Source organism: Bacillus sp. Leaf49 (assembly GCF_001426125.1).
GTDB classification, from domain to species: Bacteria; Bacillota; Bacilli; order Bacillales; family Bacillaceae; genus Bacillus; species Bacillus altitudinis.
The window spans coordinates 120,435-137,009 of record NZ_LMRK01000020.1; the positions used below are offsets into that span (position 1 = coordinate 120,435).

21 protein-coding genes and 1 pseudogene are annotated in these 16,575 nt (G+C 34.1%); all 22 read right to left on the bottom strand.

The window, feature by feature from the left end; translation table 11 throughout:
• Positions 1–35: 35 nt before the first annotated feature.
• Positions 36–758 (bottom strand): annotated as a pseudogene (locus ASG46_RS10250) (ribonucleotide reductase N-terminal alpha domain-containing protein); the annotation flags it as partial.
• Positions 736–1,122 carry a class Ib ribonucleoside-diphosphate reductase assembly flavoprotein NrdI gene (gene nrdI / locus ASG46_RS10255; protein ID WP_056704403.1) on the bottom strand — a complete coding sequence of 129 codons (387 nt, stop codon included), beginning with the start codon at positions 1,120–1,122 and terminating at the stop codon, positions 736–738. The gene nrdI and the pseudogene ASG46_RS10250, both read right to left, overlap by 23 nt.
• A complete protein-coding gene (locus ASG46_RS10260) occupies positions 1,122–1,481 on the bottom strand; it encodes a hypothetical protein (RefSeq protein ID WP_056704405.1) in 360 nt (119 codons plus the stop codon). Before ASG46_RS10260 ends, nrdI begins: the two co-directional genes overlap by 1 nt.
• A gap of 39 nt (positions 1,482–1,520) precedes the next feature.
• Positions 1,521–1,787: a hypothetical protein gene (locus tag ASG46_RS10265; protein ID WP_056704407.1), complete on the bottom strand. Its 267-nt coding sequence runs from the start codon at positions 1,785–1,787 to the stop codon at positions 1,521–1,523.
• Positions 1,788–2,103: 316 nt separating this feature from the next.
• Entirely contained in the window at positions 2,104–2,307 is a 204-nt protein-coding gene (locus tag ASG46_RS10270) for a DUF1653 domain-containing protein (protein ID WP_235562230.1), read from the bottom strand.
• 34 nt (positions 2,308–2,341) lie between these two features.
• Entirely contained in the window at positions 2,342–2,533 is a 192-nt protein-coding gene (locus ASG46_RS10275) for a hypothetical protein (RefSeq protein ID WP_056704409.1), read from the bottom strand.
• A 20-nt stretch (positions 2,534–2,553) separates the two neighbouring features.
• The gene (locus ASG46_RS10280) at positions 2,554–2,916 is read right to left on the bottom strand and encodes a hypothetical protein (protein WP_056704410.1); all 363 of its coding nucleotides are present in this window, start codon (positions 2,914–2,916) and stop codon (positions 2,554–2,556) included.
• 108 nt (positions 2,917–3,024) lie between these two features.
• Positions 3,025–3,810: a DNA-methyltransferase gene (locus ASG46_RS10285; RefSeq protein WP_056704412.1), complete on the bottom strand. Its 786-nt coding sequence runs from the start codon at positions 3,808–3,810 to the stop codon at positions 3,025–3,027.
• A gap of 182 nt (positions 3,811–3,992) precedes the next feature.
• Complete coding sequence (locus tag ASG46_RS10290; protein WP_056704415.1) at positions 3,993–4,304, bottom strand: hypothetical protein; 312 nt, start codon at positions 4,302–4,304, stop codon at positions 3,993–3,995.
• A gap of 309 nt (positions 4,305–4,613) precedes the next feature.
• Entirely contained in the window at positions 4,614–4,841 is a 228-nt protein-coding gene (locus tag ASG46_RS21030; protein WP_056704416.1) for a hypothetical protein, read from the bottom strand.
• Between the two features lie 81 nt (positions 4,842–4,922).
• Complete coding sequence (locus ASG46_RS20940) at positions 4,923–5,084, bottom strand: hypothetical protein (RefSeq protein ID WP_156376656.1); 162 nt, start codon at positions 5,082–5,084, stop codon at positions 4,923–4,925.
• Between the two features lie 216 nt (positions 5,085–5,300).
• Entirely contained in the window at positions 5,301–5,618 is a 318-nt protein-coding gene (locus tag ASG46_RS10300) for an IDEAL domain-containing protein (protein WP_056704418.1), read from the bottom strand.
• Positions 5,619–5,632: 14 nt separating this feature from the next.
• On the bottom strand, positions 5,633–6,004 hold the full coding sequence (locus tag ASG46_RS10305) for a hypothetical protein (protein WP_056704420.1): 372 nt from the start codon (positions 6,002–6,004) through the stop codon (positions 5,633–5,635).
• Entirely contained in the window at positions 6,001–6,210 is a 210-nt protein-coding gene (locus ASG46_RS10310) for a hypothetical protein (protein WP_056704421.1), read from the bottom strand. Before ASG46_RS10310 ends, ASG46_RS10305 begins: the two co-directional genes overlap by 4 nt.
• A 209-nt stretch (positions 6,211–6,419) precedes the next feature.
• Complete coding sequence (locus tag ASG46_RS10315; protein ID WP_056704423.1) at positions 6,420–6,701, bottom strand: hypothetical protein; 282 nt, start codon at positions 6,699–6,701, stop codon at positions 6,420–6,422.
• A 33-nt stretch (positions 6,702–6,734) separates the two neighbouring features.
• Positions 6,735–7,241 carry a deoxynucleoside kinase gene (locus ASG46_RS10320; RefSeq protein WP_056704425.1) on the bottom strand — a complete coding sequence of 169 codons (507 nt, stop codon included), beginning with the start codon at positions 7,239–7,241 and terminating at the stop codon, positions 6,735–6,737.
• 159 nt (positions 7,242–7,400) lie between these two features.
• A complete protein-coding gene (locus tag ASG46_RS20945; RefSeq protein ID WP_156376657.1) occupies positions 7,401–7,556 on the bottom strand; it encodes a hypothetical protein in 156 nt (51 codons plus the stop codon).
• Between the two features lie 17 nt (positions 7,557–7,573).
• Positions 7,574–8,254: a 3D domain-containing protein gene (locus tag ASG46_RS10325; RefSeq protein WP_056704426.1), complete on the bottom strand. Its 681-nt coding sequence runs from the start codon at positions 8,252–8,254 to the stop codon at positions 7,574–7,576.
• A complete protein-coding gene (gene dnaE, locus ASG46_RS10330; protein ID WP_056704429.1) occupies positions 8,254–12,168 on the bottom strand; it encodes a DNA polymerase III subunit alpha in 3,915 nt (1,304 codons plus the stop codon). Before dnaE ends, ASG46_RS10325 begins: the two co-directional genes overlap by 1 nt.
• 10 nt (positions 12,169–12,178) lie before the next feature.
• The gene (locus tag ASG46_RS10335) at positions 12,179–13,903 is read right to left on the bottom strand and encodes a DHH family phosphoesterase (RefSeq protein ID WP_056704431.1); all 1,725 of its coding nucleotides are present in this window, start codon (positions 13,901–13,903) and stop codon (positions 12,179–12,181) included.
• Positions 13,904–15,031, bottom strand: a complete 1,128-nt coding sequence (locus ASG46_RS10340; protein WP_056704432.1) for a hypothetical protein — start codon at positions 15,029–15,031, stop codon at positions 13,904–13,906.
• A gap of 14 nt (positions 15,032–15,045) precedes the next feature.
• Positions 15,046–16,569, bottom strand: a complete 1,524-nt coding sequence (locus tag ASG46_RS10345; protein ID WP_056704434.1) for a replicative DNA helicase — start codon at positions 16,567–16,569, stop codon at positions 15,046–15,048.
• Positions 16,570–16,575: the final 6 nt, after the last annotated feature.

A 16,575-nucleotide genomic window follows, 5' to 3' on the forward strand; every position in this document is an offset into this window, starting at 1 on the left:
TTCAAACGCCATTACTGACGAAAGGGGCCAATTTAACCCATCTGATCTGCATATCTGAATGCATTATCTAAAAGCTTCATAACACCTACTACACCTTTAGTAGAGTTATCAATGTCTTTAATCGCTTCACCTTTAGCTCTGATTTTACTTAAATTAAGGGCTACGCCACCTCCTAATTTAGAGAGTTGCATTGAGATATCTACTGCTTTAGAGATGTCATTCAAGCTATCCCCAACTTCGATTAAGAAGCAGCTAACCATTTCTCCTCTTCGCTTTCGTCCAGCATTCATAAATGTTGGAGTTGCTGGCTGGTATTCTTGCTTAATCATGGATTCAACATATCCCATTGCTTTATCAATATTTCCCTTTGCCAAAAATAGGGCAACAATTGAGATGCGATCTTCGTAACGCTCAAGGATTTTCTTTTTATTATTTGTTTTCAGTGCATAGTCATTGTAGAACTTAAACGCACTCATAAATGATGGAAATCTGAATTTAAAACTATAAGCAAACTTGAATACCTTTTTGATATCCTCTTTGCTGTAGAGACTTAAAAATTCTTCTTCGTAATAATCATGCTCCTTTAAATAATCTAATTTCTCCTCAAGATCATGAAAGAAAACCATATTTTGATTAACATAATCAATAAAGTAACTCTTTACAGCTTCCTTGTCCTTCTCAAATTGGAACTTTCCATCCTTCTGAATCATGATCTCGTTGTTCAATTGAATCCATTTAGGAATATTGTTTGTGCTGATTGTCAATAAATTTAACCTCCTGTATAAACTTAGCTACATCAGAATCTGTACCAGCTAATTCGAACTTGAGCAAGATTGGAACATTGTATTGGTTTGCTATCTTATCTGCAGCTAGTCCAAAATTATTGCCCCAATTCTTATTACCACTTGAACATATTCCTCTTAGCAATTCTTTGTTGTTATGTATAAATTCCTGAGTAAACTTTGGCACTTCGCCAAAACCGATTGTGTATGTAATATGTATGAATGGTTCAGTTATCATCGTATCCTCAGTTATTTTCTCGACGTTTAAATAGTTGTTATTTGTAATTTTATCAATGAATCGTTGAACGTTTCCTGTCAAAGTATCGTAAGTGATTAACATTACAAATGGTTTTTACCCGTAACAAACTTTGCTGTACTAAAATCAGCTTCTGATTCTAGATATTCACTCTCATTTGAAATCTCAGAATTAATCCTTGCCATTTCTTCATATCCCTTGGCCATTTGATCATAAAAACTTGTTTTTTCAAGCTTCCCAACCTCAAAGTAATGCAATAAATGATTTTCAGGAACAAGATTCTTTTCCCCATACTCATTTACAGACAGCACATCACCAGGTTCTACGATGTACGATGTTCCATCAGGATTATGAACAGTTGTCGCTGTTTCAACTACTTCAAGGTCTACTAGATGTCTGCTATGTACATACGGTTTTTTTAATTTTCTTACAGCTGCTCCCATTATATTTCCCCCAATTTTTATTTATATGAAACTGTGATTTTATAGTAAATCTCCATCAGTAAGCAATACCATTTCTTCATCGCTTGTGATATCTTTTAATACCTCTTTAAGTGGAATTAAATTTTTGTCCTCTCCTGGCGCTCTCCCATATCTCATAGCAGCGTAAATATCTCCAACTTCAATCAGTTCTTTAGATAAATCTCCTTCATCATCAGCAGAATCCTTTTTATAAAGTTCCATAGCCTTTTCTTTTGTATTTGCTTTAATTAATGCATAATATGGGTTGCTCACTTCAAAAAATTTCATCTATATTCCTCCATTTTTCAATTATATTTAAAATCAAATCAACATCTTGTATTCTATCAAGAATACTGTATACTATATTTAGTTAAATAGAACACACTTTCCCACGATAGGCGGTGATTTCCTTGGCAAAGTCTAGTAGCAGAAGAGTCTCATCTTCAAAACTTGCAACAAAAGCTTCTAAAGTGCTTAATTCTAAATCTTCAAGTAAGACAGCAAAGAGTTTAGCTGGATCAGTTCTCTCTCAAGCTAAGGCTAAAAGAAAGTAACTGTATTGAGGTATGTTGGTTAGGAGATGGCTTAAGTTATCTTCAATCCTTCATATCTTCTTATTGATTTTTGTGAACCTGTCTATCTCTTTCCCATTAACAACAACTTTTCCAAAGAACATCTCTTTAGGTCTTGCCCACAATACAGTGCCGTCCATATCATGGTAAACAACAAGCTCTTCTTCTGTTTCTGTATGAATGACTTCTCCAACGAGTTTATAGGTTCCACCCTTATAATGTTTGAAGTTACACATGATATGCTCAAGTATATCTATTGAATTCTCCTCCTTAAGCTTCCTCTAAATTCAATACAAGAACATTTTTATATGGATCTAGTTGAATCTCATCGCTTGTTGCTTCCCCATCAACCCTAAAGCTAACAGGTGTATCTCCATAAAAATCAAGTTGATCTTGTAATGCTTTGATTACATCACTTACTTTTGGTTTACTTAACTTTCCTTTAAACTCATCATATGCCATTTAGAATTTCCCCCTTTTCTCTATAGTTTCCTATCAACAATTTCTTTAATGTCCTTCAATACTGTCCTATATTCATTGTTAAAGCCACTTGCATCAAGATTTACTGAAATTCGATAAGTTCCTGAGTTGTCGAACATGGTAATGAAAGTTTCTGTGCCATCTTCTTTAGCAGTAAAAGTAACATCGTGTACTTCAATCCGATCTGCGTTGTTCTCTTCTTTTAACTCCTCAAAATATTGCGGTTGCATCATATCAAACAATTCTTTAACTGTAGTGAATGCTTTTTGTTCTAACACACTATCTTCTTGATAATCAAAACTTTCAAAATAAAGATCATATGTTATATAGCCTTTTACATTGTCTCCATGATTTGTATATTCCACTTTATCCCCTCCAATTTGTTTGAAATCATCCTTTTACTTAAATTTATAATTTGGCGGTGCCCTTCCTCAGTCTTAGGTGTTCAACATGCATTCTTCTTTGCTGCTGGATTATGTTAACCCATTTAAATCTTCTAAATTATAATTTAATTGAATAGAATCAAGGCGTTTATTAATGATTTCTATGTATTTTGGTTCTGTTTCAAAACCTAGCCATTTTCGTTTAGCCAACTCACAAGCAATCGCTGTTGTCCCACTTCCAAGGCAATTATCAAGAACAACTTCTCCTTCATTTGTGTAAGTTTTAATCAAATACTCAAATAATTCAACTGGCTTTTGTGTTGGATGTATTGTTCTTTCGACAACAGCAAAGTCAAGCACTGAAAGAGGGTATCTCTTCCCATCACTTACTGTGCTGTGTGAATCTTTTGTTTTACCGTAATTGCCTTTGTTAAGTGCGTTTTTGGAACAATTTAACCTCTGATATGGTTCACCTTCTCTCATTTGAGGATTGTATGTCGGGAGTTTTTTGTAAAATACTAAAATGTTTTCGTGGTTTTTCATAGGCATCTTTTTTGCGTTTAAGTGTCCTGTTCCTCTGTTTTTCTCCCATATCCACTCGTATTTTAGAAGTTTTAAATTACTACCTCCTAATACTTTATCGAAAGGTGTTTGGGCAGTAAGAACAATAGCGCCATTATCCTTAATTATCCGTTCATATTGTTCCCATAATTTATCTAAAGGTATTATGGAATCCCATTTATTTTGAGTTGTTCCGTATGGCAAATCACAGAGAATCATATCTATTGATTTGTCTGGTAGGAGTTTCATCCCCTCTAAACAATCCAATTGGTACGCTTTGTTAAGTTGTATGCTTCCTAATAGCTCTTTCCCCATCAAATCACCTATTTCAACTTTGATTTTTAGAAATTCTAGTTATAGTTAATCCCTATATGAACATTTGTTGTTTCTATTTTTTCGACGATGCTTGAACTTGATCCAATATCCACTATTAATGTTTCAATAAAATAAAACTTTTATTTAGTTCCTTGACTGAGTAAATCGATACATTTTAATGATCAATTTTCTAAAATAAGCTTAATAATTGTTCCCTGAAAATAATCCGATCTTGTTTCAACTTTTAAAATTTTATAATGCTTTTTCTGACCTTCTGAACGGAGCTGAACAAAACAGTCTTTTGTAGCCTTATTCTTAAAAATGAGCTTATAACATTCCTCTTTGTTAAGGGCATCATCATTTCTTTTTATAAATTCTATGCCATCAGACACTTCCTCTACTTCAACCTTTTCAGCAATTAGAATGTCTTCTGAAGTATTTGGTAGCCATTTATTGTCATCAATAGAAATGATTTTAAGTTGTTCTATAACCATTCTTAAATACTCTCCTTTTAATATATGTAATTTATATTTTATTTTGATAAAACTGTAGTTGGCAACAGAAAACCAATCAGGTATCCTGCTAAGAATGCAGCTAATGACCATTTAATTAGTGTTAACCAGAATTTCTTATCCAACCGCTTATTCTTTTTCAATAATGTGCTCACCCACCATTCTCTATAAAACTTGAATTTTATTTAAATACTTCTCCCAGGATAGCAAGTACAAACATTCCAACGCTGCCAATTACACCAAACCATTTTGATGCATCTATGTTTTTCACAGTTTGCGCTCTCCTTTGTTTTAATCTTTATAAGGCTTAATATGATCGATCCCAAGTACTTTTAATGTCTTCTTTACATTCATCCCCTCGCATTTCTCTCGAATTTTCTTGCTCAATTTTTCAGCACATTTACTGCAGCAATTGAACTCAATTCTGTCTTCCATGCTTTTTGCATTTTCTTCTGTTAATCTTAAGCATAAGGGGTATTTCTCAACCCCTTCGTTACAAATCTCGCATATGTAGTCCATTGAATCTCCTTAGCTGTTATATTGATTATATATGTTATTTGTATTTTAATCAACACTTTTTATATGTTATTTATGTTTTTATTATGACCATATGTTCTTCTTTAATCTCTCTAGCAAGATCCATGAATTTAAAATCTTAGGCTCAATTAATTTCCACGTTTCATCGTCAATTGAAGCAGCTTCTTCCAGCGTCGTATGTATATAATCTAGGTTACTATGTACCGCTTCCAACTCATCTTCCATCATAGCTTTATCCCGTTCTCTCAGGCTATCGCCTCCTCCTTAATGCAATGGAATGTGGTACGTCCAACTATCTATAAATTTGTTATCGTATGTACGTTCTTGTATTTCACAAGTGAATCCTTTTCTGCGTCTAACAAACACTTCTGCTTTTGCTTTGGTGATAAACTTTTTTGGAACTCTTGTCCCGTTCCATAATACTCGAAAATAATTCTCTATCTACTCCACTAACCCTTCTTCTAAAGTTTTTCTTTGTTGGATTAAATCATCAAACCAATCCTTATTTTTTGTATCTAATGCTAGATCAATTAGTGAATTTATCTCAGCAGTTTTAATCTTTCTAAATTCTTTATCTTCATATGCAAGCAATGATTCATCAAATTCCTGGGCGTACAAAAGCCCATCCACTTCAACTTTATATTTAATAACACTCAATTCTTTCCCTTTTTCAATTGATACATGGTGTGTTGCTTTAATAACTTTACCAACAACACCTCTTGAAGAAATCAGAACACTCTGTCCAATTTTAAATTTCATTCCTTTCTTCCTCTCTAGTGGATTAAATTATTCTCGTTAACGATTTGCATTTTAGGATGTCCGCCAAGTGACTTAACCATATTCTCAAGATGTTCAATTCTGCTGTTCAACTCTAGGCACCGCTGCATGTAGAACTGCTTAGGTTCAGATACAAATCCCTTGCCTTGTTTATATCCATCTGCTAGGCCAGTACCAATTACAGCAGGAATCAGGTCGATTAAATCATCTTTACTAAAACTATGTATGTATTCTTCTAAAGTCATATCCTTAATTACAGTATGTAGTATTTGAATTACTTGGGCACTTTGCTTAACGTAAATAGCGTAGTTATCTAAATCAATATGTACGACTTTCAATGAATTGATTTGCTCTAGGATACTTTTCATTTTCCCGTTCCAAGTTTCTTCAATTCAGCGATGATTAAATTCATCCCATCTTGATATGCATTTTTCAGATTGTTTAAAGCCTGGATTTCAGATGCTAAATATTGAATAAATTTTTCTGGGTGCGCCTCTCTTCCAGAAGCTAGTTTTTTACGATAGTCCTCAACACTTTTCTTGAATTTTGAGACAATAATTTCGTTTTCAGTCATATTTCACCTTCCTTTTCTTTTCTAAATGAAATTGATCTTTCATCGAAATTTATTTAGCACTTTCTCAATTTCGGCTTCTGCTTCGATCATCATTAGGTATGCTTTGTTATGAATTGTTGATTCACATGCCTCACTCAATCTTTTAATGAAGTCTTCCAAAGTTTGCTCCTTTCTAATTTCTAAATAAATGAGATATTTTACTGTAAGTTTTAATCAACAATCCTAACGTAGACTGAATGACTATCAAATTTTCTTTTTCTTGGCCTTTTTACGTTAAATAGTATTTCAGAACCCCGATACTTTTCGTTTTCAGGAATAGTATGTATATCAATCTCTATAACTTCTGTGTTCATATCTGTGTCATTTGCTAAGAAATCTTGACTTACACCATGAAGTACTAATTCCACGTCTTTGGCAGATTGAAATTCAACCTCTTTATAATTCTCTTTTAGTTGGGCAATCTTTTGATCAATCCAAAAATTAAGTTCCATTCTTCCACTCCCTGAATATGTCTTATTTTAAATTTATAAGCCTTCCTCACTGACCAAGTAGATAATGTCCTCAACAATTTCATTGCTGTCGTACTTCTCTGTGTCAAACGAGTATGTATGTAATTTTGATTTTGGAATCACCTCATTATAAAGTTCCACAATTGGTTCAACGTCTTTCGTGTTAACCTGATCATCTCCTCTGCTGAGAATCCTTTCTTTAATTACTTCAGGTCTTGCATACAGATAGATTAACTTGGCCTTGCTCAATAATTTGTCCTCAATATTGCTTACTTGCTCATCTGAAAGCTTTGCATGACCAGGAAACATCGTTGCATAAACAAGGTTGGAATATATGTATCTATCTATAATCAAGTTGTCGTGTTCTGTTAGTTCAAAACAATAATCATATAGGCTGTCCTGACTTCCTTTAGCTAATTCAAACGACGAACCTCGTAGTGTTTTGCAATCTAGCGTTTTTGACAGCTGCTTTGCTACTGTAGATTTATAGCAGCAGTCACACCCCTCTAAAATAATGATCATTTATCATCCTCCTTTGCAACTTTGTGAAATCCCATTACTTCATGAGATCCGTCCTCATATCGCACTTCAAGTTGTGAGTATCGAGTTGACACTGTAGCCACTACTGCCCTTTCTTTATTATGGTTAACTATTACTGTGTCGTTTACCTCAAACATGATATCACCTCCTTAATTCAGCTAATTCACTTCTGTCATAAAGTTCAATCATGTTGTACTCATCATCAGCAACTCCATATTGTTCGTTCTTATGTACTTCCACTACTGTTCCTACTCCGTATAAAGTAAGAACTCTTTGTCCTAAAGTAAGCTTGTTCAATCAAGTCACTCTCTTCTTTATGTGTTATTTTTAACTTCTTTGACTGTTAGTGTTTGCCTCCCGAACTCTCTTGCCTTTTGAAGATTTTCAATAAAGACATCTAATCTATTTCCTTTTATGTCTCCACCTCTATCTTGACAAACTCTTAGTCCGACATCTTCTATGTATAATTTTGTTCCAAATTTCATGTATGGTGGACAAGCAATTGTAATGCCTTGCTTTGTAGTCACACCGCTTGCTGTTGTTCCATAGTCAGCGTGTCCTGGATGCTTACCTGTGCTTTCGTAACCGTTTGTGTAAGCTGTAACAACCATTTTGCGCGTTTGACTCTTTTGTTCCACAGTTTTCTTTGTTTGCTTGACATTTTTATCTCCTTTCTTCTTTTTAACTTTTTTAGCTTTCTCTTGAACTGGTTCAACTTTGATTTTCAGATATTTCTTTTGTAATTTCTCAGTTATTTCTTTTTTGCTATCTTGCTTTGGTAATGGTACATGTAACTGGATATGTTTCATTGGAAAACCTTCAGCTAACTTTGTCTTATTTACCTTTTCACTCGGCTTGTCCTGGATTAAACTCGTTTCCATCTTAATAAACGAGAATGTTAGCAGCCATCCTGTTAAAATTATCAAGACCTTTGGGTTAACTTTATAATATATGTTATTTGTATTTTTGTCTACAAATTTTTTGATAATTCTCATCACTCCTCAGGATTTTTTCTTTGGGTTGTAAGGATCAGAGAACCGTCCTCATCGATATGATCGATTTTTGAAATTGTATGGTTGTACACACTGTTTTTATATACTTTTGGAATGAAGTTATTCCCTCTTCTAAAACCAGTAACCATTAAAAGGGTACCTCTGGTATACCAAGATTTTTCTACAATCTCTTTTTTCCCATTCCCAATAGGTTTTGATATTTGTTTATTATAGTGACCGAATGAATTGCTCCATTGCTTAACGTTTACAACTCCATCCTTAGTTAGTAGTGTAATGGTGTGCTTATTCTTATCTCTATCTAATACAGTTCCAGCAATTCTACATAACTCGTGCTCATATAATGTTTTGCCTTTCCACTGATATGGCCTTCCCTTAACAGGCTCTTCTGGAAGTTCAAAGAAATTTTTGATGCCATACTTTACCTCGTCTACATGCTTCAACTCATGATCACCGTAATAGAAACTCAGCGACTCCATTTCCCATTTGCTATACGAGCCGTCAGCATACTTTATCCATTCAGATTCAAGCAGAGCATTATTTAATCGCAATAGTGCCTCTTCTGATGTTATCCAATCTTTTAAGGGTTGTATCTTTCTTTCTTGCTGCTTATCAAAATTTTGTAAGGATACTATTGGCAGACCGTTATCAAAATCGACTATACATGATTCATCGTAATGATTGTTTAGAAAATCAGATGCCACATCATTTAAAAGGAGTAATTTATCCTTGGGTTTATTAATTGTCTTATAAACGTTTTTCATTATGTATTCTCTGAATTTATAGTAGCGTGTCTCTGTATGATACTCTTTTGGAATAAGATTATGATTTAACAGCATTCTTGTATTTGCCATTGTTAGCTTTGTCTTAGGTTCTGATATCAGCGTAATAAATTCTTTCATCAGTTGTTTTCTTTCACCGAAAGAATCAAATGCGCCACCTTTTATGAGTTGTATAATCTGTCCTTTTTTTAGTTCTCCTTCAATGAACATTCTCTTTACAAAGTCATCAAAGCTTCTATATGGCCTTGCTGCAACAATTTTATGAACAACATCATCTCCAATGCCATTCATACCTTTCAAGCCGAAAAGAATGCTTCCTGAATCTTTGTCCGCTTTAAAACTAAACTTAGCTTTATTAATATCAGGCAGATCAACTTTAACTCCTCTTTGCCTCATATTGCCGATAGCACTTGCAATCTTCCCATAGTTGGTTGAAGCTTTCTTATCATCTTCCTCAGAATCAATGCCACCACTGTTTACTGTGAGACAAGCAGTGTTCCAATATAATGGGTCATATTTGTAATTTAGGTTTTGTTCTTGTAGAGCAATCACTGAATATGCCAAAGTGTGAAGCAGTGAGAAAGAATATCCGAATTGCCTCTTAAACTGAACATTCCAGACATAATCAAGCATTACTCTTCTAGTGCCTAGCTTTTCGCCTTTTTCAAAAAATAAAGATTGAACTTTCTTTAAAACATCGTCTTTCTTTTTTGCAATTGCTTTTCGCAGATGATTGCTTTCTTCAATTGAGAACCCTGATATTTCTTTATCCATTGACATTTGCATAACTACTTCTTGGGTATCAGCAACTCCATATATGCTTTTGAGATGCCTTGAGAGAACTTGGATTTCATTTTCATTAAGACCGTATTGCTTCATTTCATTTATCCAAATCTCAATGTTTAATTTATGTTTTGTATAAACGTCTACAGGTTGTTCTTCACCATCTGACATTAGTCTCATTAGAGAGTTAGTGACTGAAGCCTCCAGCAAACTCTTTGGAGCAACCTTGATTGCAGCTTGTTGACCCACTTCTGTAGAAAACTGAAACAAATCAATAATTTCACCTCTGCCCACCATTTCCCATAGTTTTGGATCTTCATACTCGATCACATCAGGATGAAGATAATTATTATATGTTTTTTTCAAATTTTCTAAGGATTTAATTTCCCCACTTTCAATCAAATGATCTAAAGTAACCCTCATTTTATCTAAAGCTTCAATGGTTAATAAATCAAACTTTGTTGATCCCATTGATTCGCTGTCGCCCATATCAAATTGGGTTATATAAACTCCTTTAGGAGTTCTCATCATAGCATTGGACTTAGTATAGTCTTCATTAAAGATAAGTACTCCTGCAGCATGTGAAGAACGCTTATTTGTAAGACCTTCAATTTTAAGACAAGTATCTTTTAAATTTGGATACGACTCAACTTCCCTAATAAATTCTTTAATTGGCTTTCTATCTAATTCCTCATTTCCAAAGAAACAATCGTTAAGCGTCCAGTTTGCTCCTCTTTCAAATGGTATCATTCCACTTAGATATTGTGAGATGTCATTATCGATTCCCAACCCACGACATGCAGTTTGTAAAGCAGATTTAGATTTTTCTGTACCAAAGGTACAAATCTGAAGTACTCTCTTTTCACCAAACTTATCACGTAGAGCTTTCAAAATTTTAGGTCGCTTGGAACCCTCAGTATCTATATCAATATCAGGTAAATCTGGTCTTGATTTATGTATATGTCTCCAATGTGGCAAGTTGTATTGCATTGGGTTAATTTGAGTGATATCAAGTAGGTAGTTAACTAAAAATCCTGCTGCTGATCCCCTTGCAACACCAACCAGACTATCTCCACCACATTCATCATCCCAAATGGTGTTAATGATTTCTCTAACTGTTACATAGTAAGATGACATTGCTTGATTAAGCTTTTGGCTGATTTCCCATAGTTCCCCTAATTCAACATTAATTCTTTTAAGAATTTCATGAAACTGTTCTCTAGTTAAGTCTGGTCTTTTTAACTTTTCATTGAACCCATCTTCAATTAGCTTTATCAGATACCTGTCTTGCTCATCGTTTGAATTAGCCATTTTACCAATGTATTCATACTTTTCATATCCTGGTTTAAATATGTGTGATAGCTCAAAAACAGGTAGTTCAATTTTTGGAATATATGGTTCATGTTCAATTGTGTAGTCATCAACCATGCTTCCAATAAGCATTGTATTTTCGATTGCTTCACTTACAACATTTTTTTCTATATAGCTCATTCTTTCATATATTTCACCTATATTTTGAACAAAGCAAGCCTCATAAAAGGAATCAACTTCTCTTTCTCCGTCTTTTGCGTTGAGAAATGCCTGATGAATTGCTCTGTCTTCTGGTCTAAGGTAATGAGCATCAGTTGTCACAATCATTTTTAATCCATAACCGTTAGCAATATCAATCAATTTCTTATTGCAATAAACCTGCTCATCGGAATAAGCTGGCTGCAGTTCCACAAAGAAATTCTCTTTACCAAATACATCTATACACCATGTCATAAAGTCGTGAATTTTTAGTTTCAATCGCTTAATCTCTTCTATCTCATTGTTAACTTCAACTTCTCTAATTTTTAGCAATTGAATGTTAACTTCAGAACCCAAGCAAGCTGTGGTAGCTATCAGATTACCTGGATTCTGCCTAACAATTTTCTCTACATCTTTTTTTAACGTTGGCACCCTTTCCATTGTTCCAGTGTAAAAAGAGTTCTCCCAGGCCATCGAGGACAAAATTCTTAGTTGCTCATGACCAAATTGATTTTTGGCCAACATTAAAAAGTGAGGAAATTTAGTGACTCCAGACTTATAGTTATCTCTAACCTCTTCCAGTGAATCCACCAGATAAGCTTCATTCCCCAGAATTAGCTTGAAGTCTTCTGGCATTTCACCAGAATCCTTCATTTTTTTCACAGTTTGGATTGCTTCTAAGTGCGCCGACAATACTTCATGATCTGTAATTGCTAAACCTTTGTAACCCTGATCTAATGCTGTTTTTAGCAACTGTTTAACCTGGTTAGTAGAGTCTAATAATCTGATATTACTTTTGTCAGTATGACAATGACAGCCAATCATTTAACCCCTCCTAGAACACGAGTTCTTTTTCTTTGGTCTTAACCACCTCCAGTTCAACAATTTCAAACTGAGCTGTTTTTCTTCCCATATATTCATTTGCCTTTGCTTTTCCAATAATGTTTAAAACAAGTAATTTACCCTTGTTTGGTGTTAGGTTTTCATAAAACTCTGTATCACTTTTAAAACGTATGTATTCAATGTCATCACACTTGAACTTAATAGTATTTTTATTCTTTTTCCCTATGTGTTCGATACCTTCTGCTGCAATTTCAATGTTTGTAATAGAAATCAAAGGTTCTTCAACTTTGTATCCCCATAAAAATTTATGATTATCGATTGTAAATATAAAATCTTTGGTTAACTCATTTGATGGGATTTCAAAATCCACTTCAAAGCAATCGTTGTGTGCAATTTCCTTTAATCTTTCATTCAGTTCATCATTAACAACTGCTAATCTATCTCTTTTAATTTTAAAGCCAGCAGCATTAGGATGACCTTCTACAAATTCAAATTGGCCTGTAGACAAAAGCAATTCTTTAAAATCCTTGATCTCACCTTTGTCATATCCTCTAATAGAACCTGTAAGCATCCCTTCTTCTTCATCTTTCCTAGCCAATAAAACAGGTCTTTTATAGGAATCTGCCAATTTATTTGCCACAAGTCCTGTTAAGTCTTTATCCAAGATACCTTCCACATACACAATGAGCACTTTGTTATCTAACAAACCCTTGCTTTCAATTCTAATTTCAATCTCTTCTGTAGCTTTATCAACCAATCTTTTTTGTTTCCCTTTCAGATTGGTAAGCATCCTTACTGTATCATCCTGAATAGAAACCAATTCTTCAGTATCTGAGCCTCTTTTTTTGTATGGCACTTTCTCTTTTGATCCAAGTAAAGCTTTAAACATTTGTTCTTTTTCTTCTCTGCTGCCAACTCTTATCGCCGCATTTATCAAAGGATTGATGTAAAATTGTGTGCATTGAATTGTCTTATTACCACCCGTAGAATACTCTTGCTTTTTAAACAACTTTCTAAGCAATGGATTTTTTAGCTCATTCAATCCTAAATTCATGTAATATCTCGTTTCTAATTCACGTGAATCCGCTGAATCAGCAATATTACCGATAGAAACTAAATCGACAAACTGTTTGGCTATATCTTTATTGAGTTTTGCATCCAATGCCTGGCATACCTTATAGACGATCCCTGCTCCTGTAAGAGACTTGTTTTTATATCCAGGAGACAACTGGTTATTAACAATAAGAGCGTCTTCAGATTCAATGTCACAGTCATGGTGATCAATCACTATAGTGTCAAACCCTCTATACCTAAGTACTTTATGTTCATCATATTGATTAGATCCTGCATCAGGAATGATTACTAAATCCGTATTTGATGGAACATCATCTGGATTGATTCCATGTTGCTTACCTTCTTGCAATCTATAGGTAATTTTCGCTCTAGGGTACGCTTTCTTAATGTACCCAATTAAAATGGCTGATGAAGTGTAGCCATCCGCATCACAATCCACTTGAATAAATATGTTATTTTTGTTTTCTAAATGTTGAATAATTAATTCAGCAACTTTATCAATATTGTTTAATAAGGAATAATTCAATTCACTGCTTTTTCCCACATCAATAAAACCACTTGGATTAGTAATCCCTCTATTAACTAGGATTGTTTTAATCGGATTCTTGAGGTAGTCATTACTACCAATAAGTTTGTACTCCATTTATTCCTCCCTCGTTGTGATCTCTATTTTATTTTTCATCAACTCCTCCAATATTTGTTTCCCTTTATCTGCTGGGCTGTCTCTGTAATCCAAAAGATCATTGTAATCCCAAAGTGCAAATACTCTCATGTATGGGGTGAATTTACTTGCCAGCTTCACAATTTTCTTCTCATACTCCATTAATTTTTCAGCATATATATCATCAGCCTCATCTTCTTTTTGCGGCCTGAATTTATCTAATCCAATAATTACTTCTTCAACTCCCAGTGATAGCAATATATCTCGATGATAAACTGAGATATTACTAGAACACACCGCACAAGTGAAGTTATCGTCACCATAAAAATCGTTGCATTTTAAAACCGATTTTTCTGATTCAAATAGAACCGCTTTTTTCAGTCGCTTAACTGCTGATTTTGTTATATGCAACCCATACAAATTCAACATTGTTGGATGATTGTACAGAGTGTTTTCTATTTTCAAAGGCATGTATTTAAATCCTTGTTCTATTTCTTCTTTAATCATCGATCTCTTTCTAATCCCCACCAAATTACCATGTAAGTCTCTATGAGGAATTGAAATACCTTCTGTATGAGATCTGAAATAGTACCCTATCTCAAATGTTTCCATCGTAGAGTGGCTTATGCCTTCTCTAAGCCACTCTGTATGATGGTAAGGAATAAATACATTGAGTACTTTTTCGTTAAATATAGGGAGGTCTGTGTTCTGTTTTGGTGTTCTTTTGAATCGGTCAAATATTGCCCAATCTTCTTCTAAGGTTTGTTTTTTTGAAGCGCTTGAGCCTCCAAAGCCAAACCTTTTCCCAGTTATACTTACTATGTATTCAATTGCCTGACTAAAAGTAAAACTAACGCCCTTTTGTTTTTTCGCTCTAATAACAAGCTCAAATACATCAAAGCTGTCACCGCATTCTGTATAACATTTGAACTGTTTGCTTTCATTGTAATAATACAACTTGAAGCTCCCACCTGATGCGTTGTGACACACAGTTCTATATACTGGATGACCATTCTGCCATAGATTCTTTTCGCTTCCCAGTTCCCGCATTATCTTATGTATTTCGTCTATCGTTAAGCTATCTTTTATTTTATCTTTATCAAAACGCAAGGGTTAATACACCCCTATCCTGCCTGAATAACAAGTTTATCTACATTAACAATTTCATTGTCAACATTAGTAACAAAGCAATCTTTAATTCGCATAGTTCCCATGTTTATGTATGTAAAGACTTTTACGTTCACATGTCTATTTCCACGATTCTTATACACATGAACTACGAAGTTAGGTTCTCTTCCTCCGAAACTACCACTGGCAGTCATAATTTTTTCAACTGCTTTCTTTTCTTTGTTGCTAAGTGGCAATATAATCATCCCAGCATCAATTTTGTTTGCTACTGCTTTACTTCCACTTAAATATTGGCCATCAATTACTTCACCTTTCTTCCATGCTTCTTTCCACTCTCCATTGAGTTGTGTCGCAGATGAAAGGAAAATTCCGTACTTATTGGCTAATGTTTTTAGTTTATCCGATATTACGAGCAATACCTGATCTTCCCTAAGTTTTATCCCACTCCCTTTTGCCATTTCAGCAAAAATTGAAACTGATGTATGTATGTAATCATAGAAATAATACTGAACCCTATTTTTAACTACATTCCTTTCAATTGTTCTCTCAATCTCTTGAATATTAAAGTCTGGCAAATAATCAAACCAAATTGGGGAATCACTTAGAATTTCAGCTGCTTTAATTACCCTTGCTTCTTCATCTTCGTTCATATTGTTTAATTGAATCTTTTCTTCGTTTACATCACTAATGAATGCCAACGCAATGGTTTGCAATTCTTCTTGTAACATTTCTGTTGAAGTTACGTTCGAATGTTTGCCCCATTTATTTTCGATCCATTCCCTCTTTTTTGTGTCATAAAGCATTGTTGCACTTAAAACACATGCATCAGCAACCATGTTTCGAGTCTTTCCAACTCCAGTTGTACCTGAACGAAGATAGAATTTTTTCAATCTAGATCCCCTAAAAAGAGAAGTAAGCATTTCACTATTCATCGGGGCACCAATTTCAGGAGATTTTTTTATTCTTTCTAATAATTTGTTGACACCTTCTCCACCCTGGATGCTACTACTTTCTGACGATTCTTTAAATTTCTCTTTGATTTCAACAATATTATTTTCATAAATTTTCAAAATCTCTTCAACTGAGGTTGAATCAAAGTTCGACTGCATTTCTTCTTGTTCTTTAGGATCAATCAATGTTTCGTCATAGATTCCACTGATATCAAATCCGATACCTTGCATTTCTCTAAGCAAACTGAACTTTTTCAACTTTTCATAATAGTAGTCAAAATTCTCTAATGAGGGGAATTCCTGAACTTTCTCAATGTATTCATCCCCATTAGCATCTTCAAATAACTCATATTGATTTGGATATTCTTGAAGATAGCCTACAATCTCTATTAAGTTAAGATCTTCGACTCCTTGTCGCTGCAGATTTCGCATGACTGAAAAAATTATCCTGTGAAATTTCTCAGGAAAATCTTCAGGCACAAGTTTGTATTTACTGCTTTCAGCAACAATTGAAGGATCTTTTAAAATACATCCCAAAACTTGCATTATTGTTTGTTTATCTTGTAACAATAGCAT